This window comes from Gilliamella sp. Fer4-1, assembly GCF_001690515.1.
GTDB lineage: Bacteria > Pseudomonadota > Gammaproteobacteria > Enterobacterales > Orbaceae > Gilliamella > Gilliamella apicola_C.
In genome coordinates this window covers 1-15611 of record NZ_LZGZ01000191.1, presented here as the reverse complement: position 1 = coordinate 15611, position 15611 = coordinate 1, and the positions used below count along the sequence as shown (strand labels likewise).

14 protein-coding genes are annotated in these 15611 nt (G+C 36.2%); 8 read left to right on the top strand and 6 right to left on the bottom strand.

All coding sequences use genetic code 11. From position 1 onward, the window contains the following. Positions 1–22 precede the first annotated feature (22 nt). Positions 23–1072, top strand: coding sequence for a GNAT family N-acetyltransferase (locus A9G30_RS06540; protein WP_065582130.1), 1050 nt, complete (start codon positions 23–25; stop codon positions 1070–1072). Then, positions 1069–1947, top strand: coding sequence for an arginase family protein (locus A9G30_RS06535; protein WP_065588425.1), 879 nt, complete (start codon positions 1069–1071; stop codon positions 1945–1947). The genes A9G30_RS06540 and A9G30_RS06535 overlap by 4 nt, the downstream gene beginning before the upstream one ends. 56 nt (positions 1948–2003) lie before the next feature. Here A9G30_RS06535 and A9G30_RS06530 read toward each other — a convergent pair whose 3' ends face one another. Genes A9G30_RS06530 through A9G30_RS06515 form a run of 4 tightly spaced genes read right to left on the bottom strand, consistent with a single transcriptional unit; the run spans position 2004 to position 4391 of the window. Beyond that, the gene (locus A9G30_RS06530; RefSeq protein ID WP_065582132.1) at positions 2004–2405 is read right to left on the bottom strand and encodes a DMT family transporter; all 402 of its coding nucleotides are present in this window, start codon (positions 2403–2405) and stop codon (positions 2004–2006) included. A 1-nt stretch (position 2406) separates the two neighbouring features. After that, positions 2407–2763, bottom strand: coding sequence for an EamA family transporter (locus A9G30_RS06525; protein WP_065582133.1), 357 nt, complete (start codon positions 2761–2763; stop codon positions 2407–2409). Then, a complete protein-coding gene (locus A9G30_RS06520; protein ID WP_065582134.1) occupies positions 2763–3596 on the bottom strand; it encodes an alpha/beta hydrolase in 834 nt (277 codons plus the stop codon). The genes A9G30_RS06525 and A9G30_RS06520 overlap by 1 nt, the downstream gene beginning before the upstream one ends. A 12-nt stretch (positions 3597–3608) precedes the next feature. Continuing rightward, entirely contained in the window at positions 3609–4391 is a 783-nt protein-coding gene (locus A9G30_RS06515) for an MtnX-like HAD-IB family phosphatase (protein WP_218057738.1), read from the bottom strand. 109 nt (positions 4392–4500) lie between these two features. Between A9G30_RS06515 and A9G30_RS06510 the strand changes: the two genes are divergently transcribed. The 3 genes from A9G30_RS06510 (at position 4501) to glnS (ending at position 8529) form a co-directional block, all read left to right on the top strand. Further along, entirely contained in the window at positions 4501–5229 is a 729-nt protein-coding gene (locus A9G30_RS06510; protein WP_065568377.1) for a response regulator transcription factor, read from the top strand. Then, entirely contained in the window at positions 5226–6569 is a 1344-nt protein-coding gene (locus A9G30_RS06505; protein ID WP_065582136.1) for an ATP-binding protein, read from the top strand. The genes A9G30_RS06510 and A9G30_RS06505 overlap by 4 nt, the downstream gene beginning before the upstream one ends. 283 nt (positions 6570–6852) lie before the next feature. Next, entirely contained in the window at positions 6853–8529 is a 1677-nt protein-coding gene (gene glnS, locus A9G30_RS06500; protein ID WP_065579731.1) for a glutamine--tRNA ligase, read from the top strand. 56 nt (positions 8530–8585) lie between these two features. Here the strand turns inward: glnS and A9G30_RS06495 are convergent, their stop codons facing one another. Next, positions 8586–9104, bottom strand: a complete 519-nt coding sequence (locus A9G30_RS06495) for an endonuclease V (protein ID WP_065588424.1) — start codon at positions 9102–9104, stop codon at positions 8586–8588. A gap of 1468 nt (positions 9105–10572) precedes the next feature. Next, the gene (gene rhlB, locus A9G30_RS06490; RefSeq protein WP_065582139.1) at positions 10573–11802 is read right to left on the bottom strand and encodes an ATP-dependent RNA helicase RhlB; all 1230 of its coding nucleotides are present in this window, start codon (positions 11800–11802) and stop codon (positions 10573–10575) included. 151 nt (positions 11803–11953) lie between these two features. Between rhlB and trxA the strand changes: the two genes are divergently transcribed. The 3 genes from trxA to gndA all read left to right on the top strand — a co-directional run bounded on the left by trxA (position 11954) and on the right by gndA (position 15521). Then, the gene (trxA, locus tag A9G30_RS06485) at positions 11954–12280 is read left to right on the top strand and encodes a thioredoxin TrxA (RefSeq protein ID WP_065588423.1); all 327 of its coding nucleotides are present in this window, start codon (positions 11954–11956) and stop codon (positions 12278–12280) included. Positions 12281–12667: 387 nt separating this feature from the next. Further along, a complete protein-coding gene (rho, locus tag A9G30_RS06480; protein ID WP_034910472.1) occupies positions 12668–13930 on the top strand; it encodes a transcription termination factor Rho in 1263 nt (420 codons plus the stop codon). A gap of 175 nt (positions 13931–14105) precedes the next feature. Beyond that, complete coding sequence (gene gndA / locus A9G30_RS06475) at positions 14106–15521, top strand: NADP-dependent phosphogluconate dehydrogenase (RefSeq protein WP_065588422.1); 1416 nt, start codon at positions 14106–14108, stop codon at positions 15519–15521. Positions 15522–15611: the final 90 nt, after the last annotated feature.

Here is a 15611-nt window from a genome sequence, read left to right as displayed (position 1 = left end):
ATCAATTACTCGTTATATTGTTATGAAATACATCAATCAGTTAGAACCGAATGAATTAATCGACAATTTTTTAACTCATCCACCACAAGATTTTTCAGCTTGGTTGAGTGAAGATGGTGTGCCTGTTTTTTCTGCTAAGTTCGATTTACTCACTACTGCTGATGATAATTTTAAAAATAAAATCGAGAAATTACCATTTTCAAAAAAATGGCGTCACTGGTTACAACCCAAAACTTGTTTTGTGGGATCGACGGTTTCTGAAAATGCGTTGTTGACTAATGATGTTGATGCTAATGAGTTGGCGAATAATCTTAAAAAAGCCTATGCGAAGCAATATCCTTTTATGATTATCAAAGATATACCGTCTGCATCTCCTTTATTGAGTAAAAAAGATAATCAATATTCAACACAATTTATTTCAGCCTTAAAAGAACAAGGATTTATCGAAGTAGAAGGTCAGGCATTAGCTTGGGTGCCGATTGATTTTAAAAACTTAGATGAAGTTTTATCGCGTTTTTCTTATAGTCGCCGTAAAAATTTCAGACGTAAACTACGCTCACGCGAAAAACTGAGTATCAAGGTTTTGCATAGTGGTGATGAATCTTTTTTTAACGATGCTGTTTTAGATGAGTATTATCAACTTTATCTTAATGTCTATCAGCAAAGCGAAGTGCATTTTGATTTACTTACCAAACCCTTTTTTACGCAGTTATTACAGAGTAAAACGAGAAATGCGCATATTGTTACTTATTATGATGATGATCAATTAGTCGGTTATAATATCTGTTTTGTTGTTAACAATATGTTGGTAGATAAATATATTGGCATGGTTTATCCCAAAGCGAGAGAGTTAAACCTCTACTATGTTAGTTGGTTTTTTAATCTTGAATATGCGCTACAGCAAGGATTTAGTCATTATATTGCCGGTTGGACTGATCCAGAAGTTAAAGCCTCTCTTGGCGCTAGTTTTACATTATCAAAGCATTTAGTTTATATCCGAAATCCATTATTACGGGTGATATTACGCAAATTCATTGGTCATTTTGAAAGTGACAAGGAGAAAGTAGCATGACCTCCCCAATTATACTCAATTTTGATCACAGCGTCGGTCAGATTAATGATGCCAAAACAATTGATGTTAATAACTGGCAAGAGAGTATTCGCTTTGGTTGTAGTGAAAAAAAATTCAAACAATTTCAATTATTACTAGAACAATCTTTACCTGAAAATTATGGCACGGTACTTATGGGCAGTGGCGATTATCACCATATTTCGTTATTATTAATTGAAAATCTCGCTAAACAATATTCAGCCGAAAATCCAATTCAAGTTGTGGTTTTTGATAATCACCCAGATAATATGCGTTATTTATTTGGCATTCATTGTGGTTCATGGGTTAGCTATGTGGCAAGTTTGCCTTTTGTGAGTCATGTACATGTGCTTGGAATTACGTCTAATGATATTGGGCTTACTCATTTTTGGGAAAATAGATGGGCACCGCTTTTTCATAAAAAGCTCACTTACTGGAGTTTAAACGTGAATACCGCTTGGGCGAGAAAAATCGGTTTGGCTCACGCGTTTCGATATTTTGAATCGCCAGATGATCTCATTGCCAGTTTTTTATCGGAACAATACCATTGTGCCCAGCCCATTTACTTATCGATTGATAAAGATGTATTAAGCGAAGAGGTGATCCACACTAATTGGGATCAAGGTCAGTTGCAAACTTACCATTTATTAGATACGATTTCCTCAATTAAACAACGCATTGTTGGTAGTGATATCACTGGTGAGTTATCAATATGGCAGCCATCGAGTTGGTTTAAGCGTTTTTTAAGCTCATTAGATAAGCAACCCATTATTTCATCTGAAAAGCTAAATGAGTGGCAACAAGAACAGCATCAGCTAAATTTGACATTACTAAACGCATTAGCATTGTCGTTATAAAAAATTTCAAGGAAAGCAGGTTTGAGTATAACCCTGCTTTTTTTGAGTAATTATTTTTAGTGGGTTTGATTGCTGGATTCTTGTTTAGCCAATTTACTTTCAGCGATAGCTAAAAATAGAATTCCAGAAACAATGAGTATGGTGCCAACGAATTTGAACAAGGTGATTTGTTCATTAAATAACCAAATTGACGCAATCATCACCGTAACGACTTCAAAGTGTGATGCGGCAAAAGCTGGGCCTACTGGCGCTTTTTTTAATAGCGTCATCCAAGTAAAGAAAGTTAGAATATACCCCGCTATTGAGATATAAATCCAAGGATTAGTAAATACGCGAATTAGCCATTCAATGCTCATTTCTAGCGGTTGAGCCTCAATAGCCGTCAATTTGAAGCTGCATTGCGCAATTGTGTCAAAAAAGAGCAATACAGAAAAACCAATAACATAGAATCTAGCCATATTAAGACATCCCTACAAAAACGACACCAGCAGTAATTAATAGCATTCCAATTAAGCGATAAATAGTTAGTAGTTCTTTGAAAATAATGCGCCCAACCACCATGATAGTAATGATATTAAATGAAGCAAGTAACACCCCTTGAGAAAGAGGAACTAAGGTTAAAAAGGCTAACCATAGTAAAAATTCAGCAACGTAGGATATAATCCCAACCCAAATCCACTTATTTTTAGATAAATCGAGCCAGTAATACCAACCATCACGATTATTGGGTGCGATGGCTGCAAATTTAAAAGCGACTTGCCCTAATGTATCAAAACAGATATTACAAACCCAAAGTATGATAACTAATGGTGACATTATGCTTTTATTCCTTCTGCTATATTATCAAAGAACGAGGCGCATTCCTTAATCACTTCACGGCGTTGGCTATCGATGGTAATTAAATGATAGCTATTATTTAATACTACCAATTTTGTTGGTCCTGACACCTGTTTTTCAACCAATTTTGCATTAGTTTCTATATTGGCGATATCATCATTACCAGAATGCATAATTAAGCAAGGCGAAATGACTTTGGGTAATTGCTTGCGCATATGTTTTGCTAATAACTGCATCTCAGCAAGAGCCGGAAAAGGGTTACCCGCAAGCCCTGCTGAGGCGGCATCACCACTTAACATACTTTCAGAGACTACCGCACGAATGCGCTCATCTTTAAGCCCATAAGGTGGTTGTTCAATGAAAACCTGTTTTTGAAAAATACCCAATTTTTTAAAGTAAACAAGTAAGAAAAACAGTTTTTTTGCCCAAAATGGCATACTCCAACCATCGTAACAAAATGTGGGCGCTAATACGCCAACTCCTTTAATTTGTTCAGGTCTATCTACTGCCAGTTTGAGCGCAAGGAGTGCCCCCATTGATAGTCCAGCAACAAAGATATTATCCACATGCTGCGCTAAATAATCAGCACCATCTTGCACGCTTTTATACCAATCTTGCCATGTTGTTTTACACAGATCTTCTTCGGTGCCACAATGCCCAGCGAGTTGGATTGCATAAACCGTAAATCCTGCTTTATGTAAGCCATTGGCCAAAATTCGCATTTCATTCGGGGTGCCAGTTAAACCATGAATTAATAACACGCCATTTCTGTTTCCAGGTAAAAAGTAAGATAAATCTTGAATTGTACTCATTAGTATTCCTTGTTATTTTACCATTGTGACGGGGATAACAGCATGTTTAGCCTGTTTTAATGCGGTGGTTACCTCTGCGAAGCTGGTAATTTTGCAGTGATTAATATGATTTTCTTTGCAATAATTAACTAGTTTATCTTTGGCAAACACAAAATCAACATGATGTGATACGCAGTAATCTGATGTGCCATCGCCGACATAGAGTATTTGCGGAAAATATTGCTGTTTTTTAACATGATGACATTTGCAATTGCCACTTTGTTTAATACAGTCTTTATTCGCATAAGGGAACTCTAGACGCCAACTGCGCAAATCATTATGCATCAATTTATTGGCGAAAATAGGTAAACGCGCAATGCCATGACGTTTTAAAATAAACTCAATTGCATAATCTAGCCCGTCGCTAACCACGTGAACAGGAATATTGTTTTGTTCGGCGTAATTAATAAAAGATTTAAAATCCGCGTCAATTTCAATTTGAGATAAGACTTCATTGAGTTCATCGAGGCTTGCATCCATTAAGGCAATTTGTTTGCTCATACATTCTTGAGAGCCAATTTTGCCACTTACCCACAATTCTTCAAGTTCATCACAACCAGCTTGCCCAAAGTGGCTCAGTAATGTATCTGTCACATCTTTTACACTAATGGTTCCATCAAAATCACACAAGACAATTGGCGTCTTATGTTGTGTATAATTTGGAGAAGAAAGGGAATTTGTTATTGATGAAAAAGCATCCATATTGATTTGATATAAAACTAGTTTATTTATAAATATTGGCGCAGATTTTCTCATAGAGTGGCAATAAACTTTGTAGACTCTTTGTATATGTTTTGTAACGGCCAATAAAATGTCTGTATAATGAGGCACCTCTAAATATCAGCTACGCAATTAAGAGCGCATAATGAGTGAACGTATATTAATCATTGAAGATGATCAACGGCTAGCCAATTTGATTCAAGTTTATCTAATTCGCCAAGGATACCTTGTGGAATGGCATAATAGTGGTAAAGGAGCCGAAGAAAAAATTCAACAACTTAATCCCGATTTGGTGATATTAGATGTCATGCTTCCTGAAAAAACGGGTTTTGATATCTGTCGTGATATACGTACATGGTTTACTAACTATATTCTCATCATGACGGCTAGCGAAGATAATATTGATGAAATTGTTGGGCTTGAATTAGGGGCCGATGATTATTTGGCAAAACCTGTTGAGCCAAGATTATTGTTGGCACGAATACGGGCTTTATTCCGCCGAAAACAGATAGAAACGGATAAAGAGCATACTAAAGAATGGATTGTGCCACACAACAATAAAACCCTTATATTTGATAATTTAGTTATTGATGGTGAAAATCGCAAAGTACTACTGCAAGAGCAAGAAATTGATTTAACCACTGCGGAATTTGATCTGTTATGGTTGCTTGCGCATAATGCAGGGATCATTTTATCTCGAGATGACATTTTTTCTCAGGTCAGAGGTATCGATTTTGATGGTAGCGATCGTTCAATTGATGCTCGAGTTTCAAGGCTTCGACGTAAATTACTCGATGATCCAGATAACCCATCACGCATTAAAACAGTTCGAGGAAAGGGGTATTTATTTATGCGAGAAGGAGACAGCCATTGAGCCAACTATTAGCTAAACCGCTATTTTTTAATCGCCGAATTATATTCTATCTCGTCATCTTACTACTGCTACAAAGTATTATTGCTTATGGTGCTTTACTTGTATTTGATTCATTACCTTCTTCATTAACGGATATACCAGATGATCATATTGTGTTTCGAGAATCTCAGCGTGGCACGGTCAACCTTATTCGTATGCAAATCAACCAGCATAAAGATCGCCCTCTTCAAGAAGTGGTTAACGAACTACAACCCTATTTTGCTTATCCTATCAAAGTACTGTCTGTAAATACTCCGTTATCCGAAGTGGTGCTTGACGAGCTAGCAAAGCTTGGGTTTTCTTATGATAGCGACAAAGAGGTCGTTTATATTGATGTAAAAGATGAGCATTTGCTCCAATTAGGCCCAATAGTTGTGCGGGATATTTTGGCATCCAACACCATGTCATTAACCCTATTTTTGATTATTTGGGCATTATTTAGTGCAATCATCTTTTTTATTTTAATTTATCTGGCTTTTAGTGCGGTTTGGAAAGATCTAGTCAATATTAGACAAACTGCCGAACAGCTTGGGCAAGGTAATTTAAAAGCACGAACTGAAAATGTAAAAGGCTGGTTATTTAAGCCACTTGCTAATGTGTTAAATAATATGGGAACGCATATAGAACACTTAGTGAGCACTAATCAAACGATATCTCATGCCATGGCGCATGAATTACGCACACCGCTTGCGCGTATGCGATTTGAACTTAGTATGCTGGAAGAGTCTAACGACGAGCAAGAAAAACGACTTTTACAAAAAGGCATGAGTGATGATATTAACGAACTTGAAACATTAATTACGGCTAGTTTAAATTACTTCAAAATGCAACAAAGTAATATTGAACTAAACCTAACGTCCGTATCGCTAAAAGCGTGGGGTGACAAAATCTGCCAATCACTCACATTATTTAAGCCAAAAGGATTTGAACTCACTTGTAATTGCCAAGATGTGCAAGCGATAATTGATACTAATTTAGTTGAAACGATTGTTAAAAATTTGTTACTAAATGCCTTTAAATATGCAGCACATAAAGCAGTTTTAAATATCACTAAACAAGGAAATCAAGTCATCTTTGAGATTGATGATGATGGTACCGGAATTCCATTTGATGCGCGTGAAAAGATTTTTATGCCTTTTGCTCGGCTTGATACTAGTCGAACCCGCTCAACCGGTGGTTATGGGCTTGGTTTAGCTTATGTAAAATTAATGGCAGAATTTCATGATGGCAAAGCCTTTGTTGTAACCAGCCCGCTTGGTGGTGCAAGATTTGTGGTTTCGTTAAAATCAGGTGATGCTTAAAACAATTGTTCTTTATCGCACCTTGTAAAAGTGCGTCAGAAAAGCTATTGATTTTATTGAAGTTTTTATTTGGCTGTTTTTTGTGAAAGATCGCGCTTTTTATGCAATAACGATCTGTTTTAATTAAAAGATTTATTTACAAACCATTTTTGTCGTTGCAAATAGCTTGTTTTCCGTTTCAGAAATAGGAAAAATTTGTTATATTCTTCGGTTAACATTACAAGTAATGACAAAGCAAATATTCTAAATTTGTTATTAATCAATATATCATCAGAGGTTTTTTATGAGCGGTTCATTACCGGCCGAGACAGATAATCGTCCAACTAACTTTATTCGTCAAATTATTGATGCTGATTTAGCGGCGGGAAAATATAAAACAACACATACTCGATTCCCTCCAGAACCTAATGGTTATTTACATATTGGCCATGCTAAATCCATTTGTTTAAATTTTGGTATTGCGCAAGATTATCAAGGTAAATGTAATTTACGTTTTGATGATACCAACCCAGCCAAAGAAGATATAGAGTATGTTGAATCAATTAAACAAGATGTTCGCTGGTTAGGATTTGAGTGGGATGGCGAAATTTGTTATTCATCTGACTATTTTGACAAACTATATGAATATGCAATTGAGCTAATCAATAAAGGGCTTGCTTATGTTGATGAGTTGTCAGCTGATGAAATCCGTGAATATCGAGGAACACTCACTCAACCCGGCAAAAATAGCCCATATCGTGATCGTAGTATTGATGAAAACTTAGCACTTTTTATTCAAATGAAAGAAGGCAAATTTGCAGAAGGAAAAGCCTGCCTACGTGCTAAAATCGATATGGCCTCGCCATTTATTGTCATGCGCGATCCGGTGCTATATCGTATTAAATTTGCCGAGCATCACCAAACAGGCAACAAATGGTGCATATACCCAATGTACGATTTTACCCACTGTATTTCTGATGCGATCGAAAATATCACGCATTCACTCTGTACACTTGAATTCCAAGACAATCGTCGCTTATATGATTGGGTTTTAGATAATATTACGATTGAAGCTCGCCCTCACCAATATGAATTTTCAAGATTGAATTTAGAATATGCTATTACTTCTAAGCGTAAATTAAACTTATTAGTTTCCGAAAAAATTGTTGATGGCTGGGATGATCCACGTATGCCAACCGTATCAGGATTACGTCGTCGAGGTTATACACCAGCCTCTATTCGTGACTTTTGTCGCCGAATTGGTGTCACAAAACAAGAAAACACGGTTGAAATGAGCACCCTGGAGTTTTGTATTCGCGAAGATCTTAACGAAAACGCACCACGCGCAATGGCTGTGCTTGATCCGGTTAAAGTGGTTATTGAAAACTTTTCAGAAAACCTTGATGAAGTGCTCAGTATGCCAAATCATCCTAATCGTCCTGAACTTGGTCACCGTGAAGTCACATTCACACGTGAAATCTATATTGACCGCGCTGATTTTAGAGAAGAAGCCAACAAAAATTACAAACGTTTGGTATTAGGCAAAGAAGTGCGACTACGTAATGCTTATGTTATCCGAGCTGATCGCGTTGAAAAAGATGCTGAAGGCAATATTCAAACGATTTATTGTAGCTACGATCCCGCTACGTTAAATAAAAACCCTGAAGATGGGCGTAAAGTGAAAGGTGTTATTCATTGGGTTTCAGCAAAATTTGCCAAACCTGCTGAAATTCGCTTGTATGATCGCTTATTTAACACACCAAATCCAGGTGCAGCGGAAGACTTTTTATCAACCATTAACCCGACTTCTTTGGTAATTAAACAAGGTTTTGTTGAACCAAGCTTACAACATGCGGATATCGGGCATGCTTACCAATTTGAGCGCGAAGGTTATTTCTGCTTGGATAGCAAATTTGCAACTGAAGATAAGCTAGTGTTTAACCGAACCGTTGGCTTAAGAGATAGTTGGAACGAAGCATAATTAAACGTGCAATCATCGCCGGCACGAGTCGGCGAATGATAACTAACTAGATGACTTTACTTTTCATGTTTAAACAATTTTGTTTGTTGATCTAAATAGCTGAGTAAATCAGGCATTCGGTATTTACCCGCCATTAATTGCACATTTTCTGCTGCACGCTCTAACGATATACCCATTGACGTTACATATAGTGGGTGTTTACTTTGGCCACGAATAACTTCAATCAAATATTCGCTATTCCCCGCAAAAGGTTTTTTAGCAACGCCAATAATTGGGATCATTTTGTTTAACGCATTATACAAATGCCCACCAAGGCCTATCTTACCGTCATTCAAATGGACATAGCCATCAATAACGATGGTTGAGATCTGGCTTAAATCAACTTTATTAAGCAGTGACATTATGCAAGGTAATTCACGTTGATAAAATTGACCAGATTGATAAGGCGCAACATTATCTTGATAATCGATGATTAAGCTTTCAACCGCATTTTTCGAATCAGTCCAATGATTAAATAAAACGCCGACCGATTTGGCTCGGTCATTAATGTAATAGACATCAATTGCAAGTATCATGGTGAGTTATAGTTTTTTAACCTGTTTATCATGATGATTTTTTTCACTTCATTAGTTAATTTTAATACAATAATCATTAACAAAATAGTACCAATTACTAAACAAACGCAAATTAACTATTTAAGTAAAAAGCATCGCCTGCCGATTCACTCTTTGTTGTAGGTAACATTTTTCCCTGCTAGCATCACATTATTCGCCAATAAAGGTTTGTGGTGCATCAAATACGCACATTAAATTGGGAATAAAGTAAATCTATTCCATTTAGTGATGTAGTGGTTGTTTTCGTTGCTCCCTAAATTAAATGAAAGGTTGATTATTTGTGCTATTAAATATAACGCTCATTTGGTTACGGTCAAAGGTAATAATCGGTGGTGGTTCATCAGAACAGGCATTAATGGCTTTAATTTTTGACTGTTTGATATTTAAATTAACACTGATATGTTGGTTATTATCATCCTTATCTTTATCTGTACTTCAAATAATATACCCGTTAAGTTTATGCCAATTTTTATCTTTATTATTGATTTTATAATGAATGCTAGCGCGCAATGAGCAAGTCAGATAGCTGTCATTTTAGGAAATAAATCACATATTGAATAAGCGATGGTTAACATCAAGTTGATAATCAATTGCGCCAACAAGGAATATTTCAGGTAGTGTGTGTACTCAATTTGATTGCACTACGATTTAGAAAGTTTAAAAAACATTTAATTGCCCTAGAAATGAAAGTAGCTCAAGAAAGTCATGTATTGATAGAAAACCAGTTGCAAACACTTGGGTAAGCAAAAGTGTGTCTTGAGGTTCATGGTGAAATTGAGAGCCAGTATCTTGGCTACTTATGTGCGCAAGATATCTATTATGTAGGGTGCATCAAAGAAATTGGGGAAATATCTTAACAAGTTTTTATCAATACTTATTCAAAGTTTTTTTGCCAAAGTGTACACGGAAAAATAGTTTAATTGAGGTTATTGAGTATACAGAAACCAAAGCTTACCTTCTTTAGACTAGTGGTATTTTAAATGGTTCAATAAAACTATGAAAACCGAATATTATGATGTTATGTTTAGACGCAATATCTACACTTAATTATCTGAAATTAAAAATAAAATTGAGTAATGGCTTCAATTTTATAATAAAGAAATAGCTCATTGAGACAAGTATTGTTAAGGTAAAACGCCTTGGCAAACTTGGTTAGGTGCCAAAGGCGCTAGTTAAGGAAAAGTCACTGCAGAATTTATTTTACTCATCGGTTCAGTGTTTTGTTAACATAAATTCTAATGAATAGTTAGTGTCTGTTAGCTCATGTTTAAGCTACTACAATTGCTAGCTCAAACATAAGCTGATATACCATATTTTTAATTGTAGATTTAGTATCTTATCTCAAAACCAGCAACGCTCACTTTTGCAAATATGGTGTCAGATTAAATAGTAACGAATATATAATTCTTGTACCTCACTGTTTACTTATCTAGTTTGTAGACTTTCTACGTGATGGACGCCGAAAAGGTTTTGGCGTTGGTAAATCAACTAATAATGCAGAAGGGTCATACTGGCTAACGGGAATAGCATGATCAATTGCTTTTTCAATTGCGGGTAAGTTTTGCGAATAGCGCTCGCAGGCAAGGGAAATCGAGTATCCCTCAGCTCCCGCCCGCCCTGTACGACCAATACGGTGTCTGTAATCGTCACAATCATCAGGTAGATCATAATTAAATACATGGGTAACATTAGGAATGTGTAAACCTCGAGCAGCCACATCGGTCGCAACTAAAATATCAAGATTACCTTGTGTAAATTGCTCTAAAATTGATAAACGTTTTTTCTGAGCAATATCGCCAGTGAGTAATCCAACACGGTGACCATCAGCAACAAGATGTCGCCAAATCTTTTCACAAGCCACTTTGGTATTAGCAAACACAATACAGCGATCTGGCCATTCTTCTTCAATAAGTGTTTGTAAAAGCGCTAATTTATCTTCATTTGATGGAAAGAATAGTTCTTCTTTGATTCTGTGACCAATCTTTTGTTCTGGCTCAACTTCAACATACTGTGGATTGTTCATATGTTCAAATGCGAGCTCACGCACATTATGTGTTAATGTTGCAGAAAATAGCATGGTTAGCCGTTTTTGCGGCGGCGTAATGTGTTTGAAAATCCAACGTATATCACGAATGAATCCTAAGTCAAACATACGATCGGCTTCGTCTAAAACGACAACTTGAAGCGCTTCTAGGTTGATATAATTTTGTTTAGCATAGTCGATTAATCTTCCTGTTGTGGCAATTAATATATCTACGCCGTTAGATAGCATTTTTAATTGTTTATCGTAGCCATCGCCACCAAAAGCTAATCCTAATTTTAAATCTGTTTCTTCAGATAACGCTTGTGCATCATGATAAATTTGCACAACTAATTCTCGTGTTGGTGCAAGAATTATAGCTCTTGGTTGATTGGTTTTGTGATCAGGTAAAGGTTCATGATTCAACAGGTGATTAAATGTTGAGGCTAAAAAAGCCATTGTTTTGCCAGTTCCTGTTTGCCCTTGCCCAGCAATATCGATCCCTGTAGTGGTTAATGGTAATGTTTTTTCTTGGATTGGCGTACAGTAAACAAACCCTTTTTTCTCAAGTGCTTTTAACACCAAAGGATGAAGAGGAAATTGACTAAAAGTTGTTTGGGTAAGATATGATTGAATCATTATGGTTGCAGATATAATTATCAGAATCTCGAGATTATAACACACTAAATACCGTGACATCACTAATAATTATATCCTATTATACTAATTACTAGTCGAGTAATTTAAACTCATCTATTATTGCATTAAGTAAAATATGTTGGAGGTAAAAATGAGTAATAATATCGTTCAGTTATCGGAAGCTACTTTCGATAGGACAATTAATGAATCAGCAAAACCAGTACTTGTTGATTTTTGGGCCTCTTGGTGTGGGCCTTGTAAAATGATTGCTCCGATTTTGGAAGAAATAGCTCAAGAATATGCGGATAAAATCGTTATTGCTAAATTAAATGTTGAAGAAAACCCTAATATAGCGCCTAAATTCGGTATACGAGGCATTCCAACATTGTTGATTTTTAAAAATGGGCAAGTGGTTTCGACTCAAGTCGGTGCGCTATCTAAAGCGGAGCTTAAAAATTTTATCGATTCTCAATTATGAAATAGCCTTTATATTGCATAAGAACTAAGAATTGAATAAAAACTAAGATTAAGATAATAATTATTAAGAGAGTAGTGCATTGTGTACCGCTCTTTTTGTTTATCTTTACAAACAAGACTAATTAATGCAATTAAATCTAGACATATTGATATTTTTAGTGTAAATTGCGAGCTTCTTACAAATACTCCTTTCTACAAATTCATTGTTTTTATTGGTAAAGTGGTGAAATTCTATATACAGATCTTTAATTATCATCAATAGCTTAGTAATCGATTGAATTTATGTGCTGTAAGGGAAAAGAATTTTTTTATAAGTAAATGAAACAAAGATACACAAATAGTATTAATTGCAAACATATCAATTTTATCCTCAAGAATTTTTAAAATTATGAATTTAACTGAATTAAAAAACACTTCTGTCTCTGAGCTTGTAGCGCTTGGTGAGAAAAAAATGGGGCTTGAAAATCTTGCCCGCCTTAGAAAACAAGATATTATTTTTGCGATTTTAAAGCAACATGCCAAAAGTGGTGAAGATATTTTTGGTGATGGTGTGCTGGAAATTTTACAAGATGGTTTTGGCTTTTTACGCTCTGCTGACAGCTCTTACCTAGCAGGACCAGATGATATTTATGTATCACCAAGCCAGATTCGGCGGTTTAATTTACGGACGGGCGATACTATTGCAGGTAAAATTCGCCCACCAAAAGAAGGCGAACGTTATTTTGCTTTACTGAAAGTTAACGAAGTCAATCATGATAAGCCAGAAGATGCCCGCAATAAAATCCTTTTTGAAAACTTAACTCCCCTTCATCCAAATTCTCGTTTACGTATGGAACGAGGCAATGGCTCTACAGAAGATATCACAGCCAGAGTACTTGATTTAGCATCGCCAATTGGTAAAGGTCAACGTGGTTTGATTGTTGCACCGCCTAAAGCTGGTAAAACAATGCTTTTACAAAATATTGCTCAAAGTCTAGCAGTCAATCATCCTGAATGTGAATTAGTGGTATTGATGATTGATGAGCGCCCAGAAGAAGTGACCGAAATGCAACGCCTAGTTAAAGGCGAAGTTGTTGCTTCGACTTTCGATGAGCCAGCAGCAAGGCACGTTCAAGTCGCTGAAATGGTAATTGAACGTGCAAAACGTTTGGTTGAACATAAAAAAGATGTAATTATTTTATTAGATTCGATCACCCGACTTGCTCGAGCTTATAACACCGTTGTTCCATCATCAGGTAAAGTATTAACTGGTGGTGTGGATGCGAATGCACTGCATCGACCAAAACGCTTTTTTGGTGCTGCTCGTAATGTAGAAGAGGGCGGTAGCTTAACTATTATTGCCACTGCACTGATTGATACGGGTTCTAAAATGGATGAAGTCATTTACGAAGAGTTTAAAGGTACAGGTAATATGGAAGTTCATTTATCACGTAAAATTGCTGAGCGCCGTGTGTTCCCTGCTATTGACTTTAATCGTTCTGGTACGCGTAAAGAAGATTTAATGACTTCACCGGATGAGCTACAAAAAATGTGGATTTTACGTAAAATTCTTAACCCAATGGGTGAAACTGATGCGATGGAATTTTTAATCGATAAGTTAGCCATGACTAAGACTAATGATGAATTTTTTGAAATGATGAAGCGTTCATGATTTGTTCAGTTGATAATAAATATTATTAAAGTAATGAAAAATAGCCGTATTGTATTCTGATACGGCTTTTTTTATGGCAGAATATAGCGTAATTTATAAAACTTAAGTACGTTATAGATATTGTAAAAAAAACCTTATGGTTAAGGTTATAAAGGTTTAATAAAGGAGCCAAATTATGTCAAAACAACAAATCGGTGTTATTGGAATGGCGGTTATGGGGCGAAATCTTGCACTTAATATCGAAAGTCGCGGGTTTTCTGTTGCTATTTATAATCGTTCTAAAGATAAAACCGAACAAGTCATGGCTGAGCATTCTGATAAACAGTTGGCTCCTTACTTTACCATTGAAGATTTTGTCAATGCATTAGAGAAGCCTCGCCGTATTCTTATTATGGTGCAAGCAGGTAAAGGGACTGATGCGGTGATTGATGAGCTACGTCCATTATTAGATAAAGGCGATATTATTATTGATGGTGGGAATGCTTATTTTGAAGATACCATTCGTCGCAATAAAATGCTTTCAGATGAAGGTTTTAATTTTATTGGTACAGGAGTTTCTGGTGGTGAAGAAGGTGCACTTAAAGGGCCTTCAATTATGCCCGGTGGACAAAAAGAGGCTTATGAGCTAGTTGCACCGATATTAGAGAAAATAGCCGCTAAGGCTAATGGTGAACCTTGTGTCGCTTATATCGGACCAAATGGCGCGGGTCATTATGTGAAAATGGCTCATAATGGTATTGAATACGGCGATATGCAACTGATAGCTGAAAGCTATTTTGTATTGAAACATGCTGCGGGTTTAACTAATGATGAACTAGCTGATGTGTTTACCGACTGGAATAAAGGTGAATTAGACAGTTATTTGATTGAAATCACAGCCGATATCTTTAGACATAAAGATGATGAGGGTAATTATTTAGTTGATGTGATTTTGGATGCAGCAGGTAATAAAGGCACAGGGAAATGGACCAGCCAAAGTGCATTGGATTTGGGGGAACCTTTATCTTTAATCACTGAGTCTGTATTTGCACGCTATTTATCAGCTATTAAAGATCAGCGCATTTCGGCTGCAAAAGTGTTAAAAGGCCCGCAAAACGAACCATATAGTGGTGATAAGAAAGTGCTTATAGAGAAGGTTCGTAAAGCGCTGTATATGGGTAAAATCATCTCTTATGCGCAAGGTTTTGCGCAGTTAAAAGCCGCATCTCATAAGTACCAGTGGGATTTAAATTATGGTGAAATTGCTAAAATTTTTAGAGCTGGATGTATTATTCGCGCCCAGTTTCTACAAAAAATTACTGATGCTTATACTGATAACAATGAGATCGATAATTTATTATTGGCACCTTATTTTAATCAAACAGTTGAGGCTTATCAGCAATCATTACGTGATGTGGTGTCTTTAGCTGTACAACAAGGTATTGCAGTTCCAACACTTTCGGCAGCTATTGCCTACTATGATAGTTATCGTTCTGCGGTATTACCCGCTAATTTAATTCAAGCGCAACGAGACTATTTTGGTGCACATACCTATAAGCGTATAGATAAAGAAGGTGTGTTTCACACCGATTGGTTAAATATTGAATCATAGTATTTTCAATTTCTAATTCTATTTTTTTAACAAAAGTGCAGAACTTGCGGGCACTTTTGTTTTTCTTCTTTTCTCTTTTTATATCCCAAT

Bases quoted from the DNA above. Each gene is read 5' to 3' on its own strand.
- rhlB (WP_065582139.1), bottom strand. From the start codon at position 11,802: ATGATTCAATCATATCTTACCCAAACAACTTTTAGTCAATTTCCTCTT.
- trxA (WP_065588423.1), top strand. From the start codon at position 11,954: ATGAGTAATAATATCGTTCAGTTATCGGAAGCTACTTTCGATAGGACA.
- A9G30_RS06525 (WP_065582133.1), bottom strand. From the start codon at position 2,763: ATGTCACCATTAGTTATCATACTTTGGGTTTGTAATATCTGTTTTGAT.
- A9G30_RS06540 (WP_065582130.1), top strand. From the start codon at position 23: ATGAAATACATCAATCAGTTAGAACCGAATGAATTAATCGACAATTTT.
- A9G30_RS06520 (WP_065582134.1), bottom strand. From the start codon at position 3,596: ATGAGTACAATTCAAGATTTATCTTACTTTTTACCTGGAAACAGAAAT.
- rho (WP_034910472.1), top strand. From the start codon at position 12,668: ATGAATTTAACTGAATTAAAAAACACTTCTGTCTCTGAGCTTGTAGCG.
- A9G30_RS06515 (WP_218057738.1), bottom strand. From the start codon at position 4,391: ATGAGAAAATCTGCGCCAATATTTATAAATAAACTAGTTTTATATCAA.
- A9G30_RS06495 (WP_065588424.1), bottom strand. From the start codon at position 9,104: ATGATACTTGCAATTGATGTCTATTACATTAATGACCGAGCCAAATCG.
- gndA (WP_065588422.1), top strand. From the start codon at position 14,106: ATGTCAAAACAACAAATCGGTGTTATTGGAATGGCGGTTATGGGGCGA.
- A9G30_RS06510 (WP_065568377.1), top strand. From the start codon at position 4,501: ATGAGTGAACGTATATTAATCATTGAAGATGATCAACGGCTAGCCAAT.
- glnS (WP_065579731.1), top strand. From the start codon at position 6,853: ATGAGCGGTTCATTACCGGCCGAGACAGATAATCGTCCAACTAACTTT.
- A9G30_RS06535 (WP_065588425.1), top strand. From the start codon at position 1,069: ATGACCTCCCCAATTATACTCAATTTTGATCACAGCGTCGGTCAGATT.
- A9G30_RS06530 (WP_065582132.1), bottom strand. From the start codon at position 2,405: ATGGCTAGATTCTATGTTATTGGTTTTTCTGTATTGCTCTTTTTTGAC.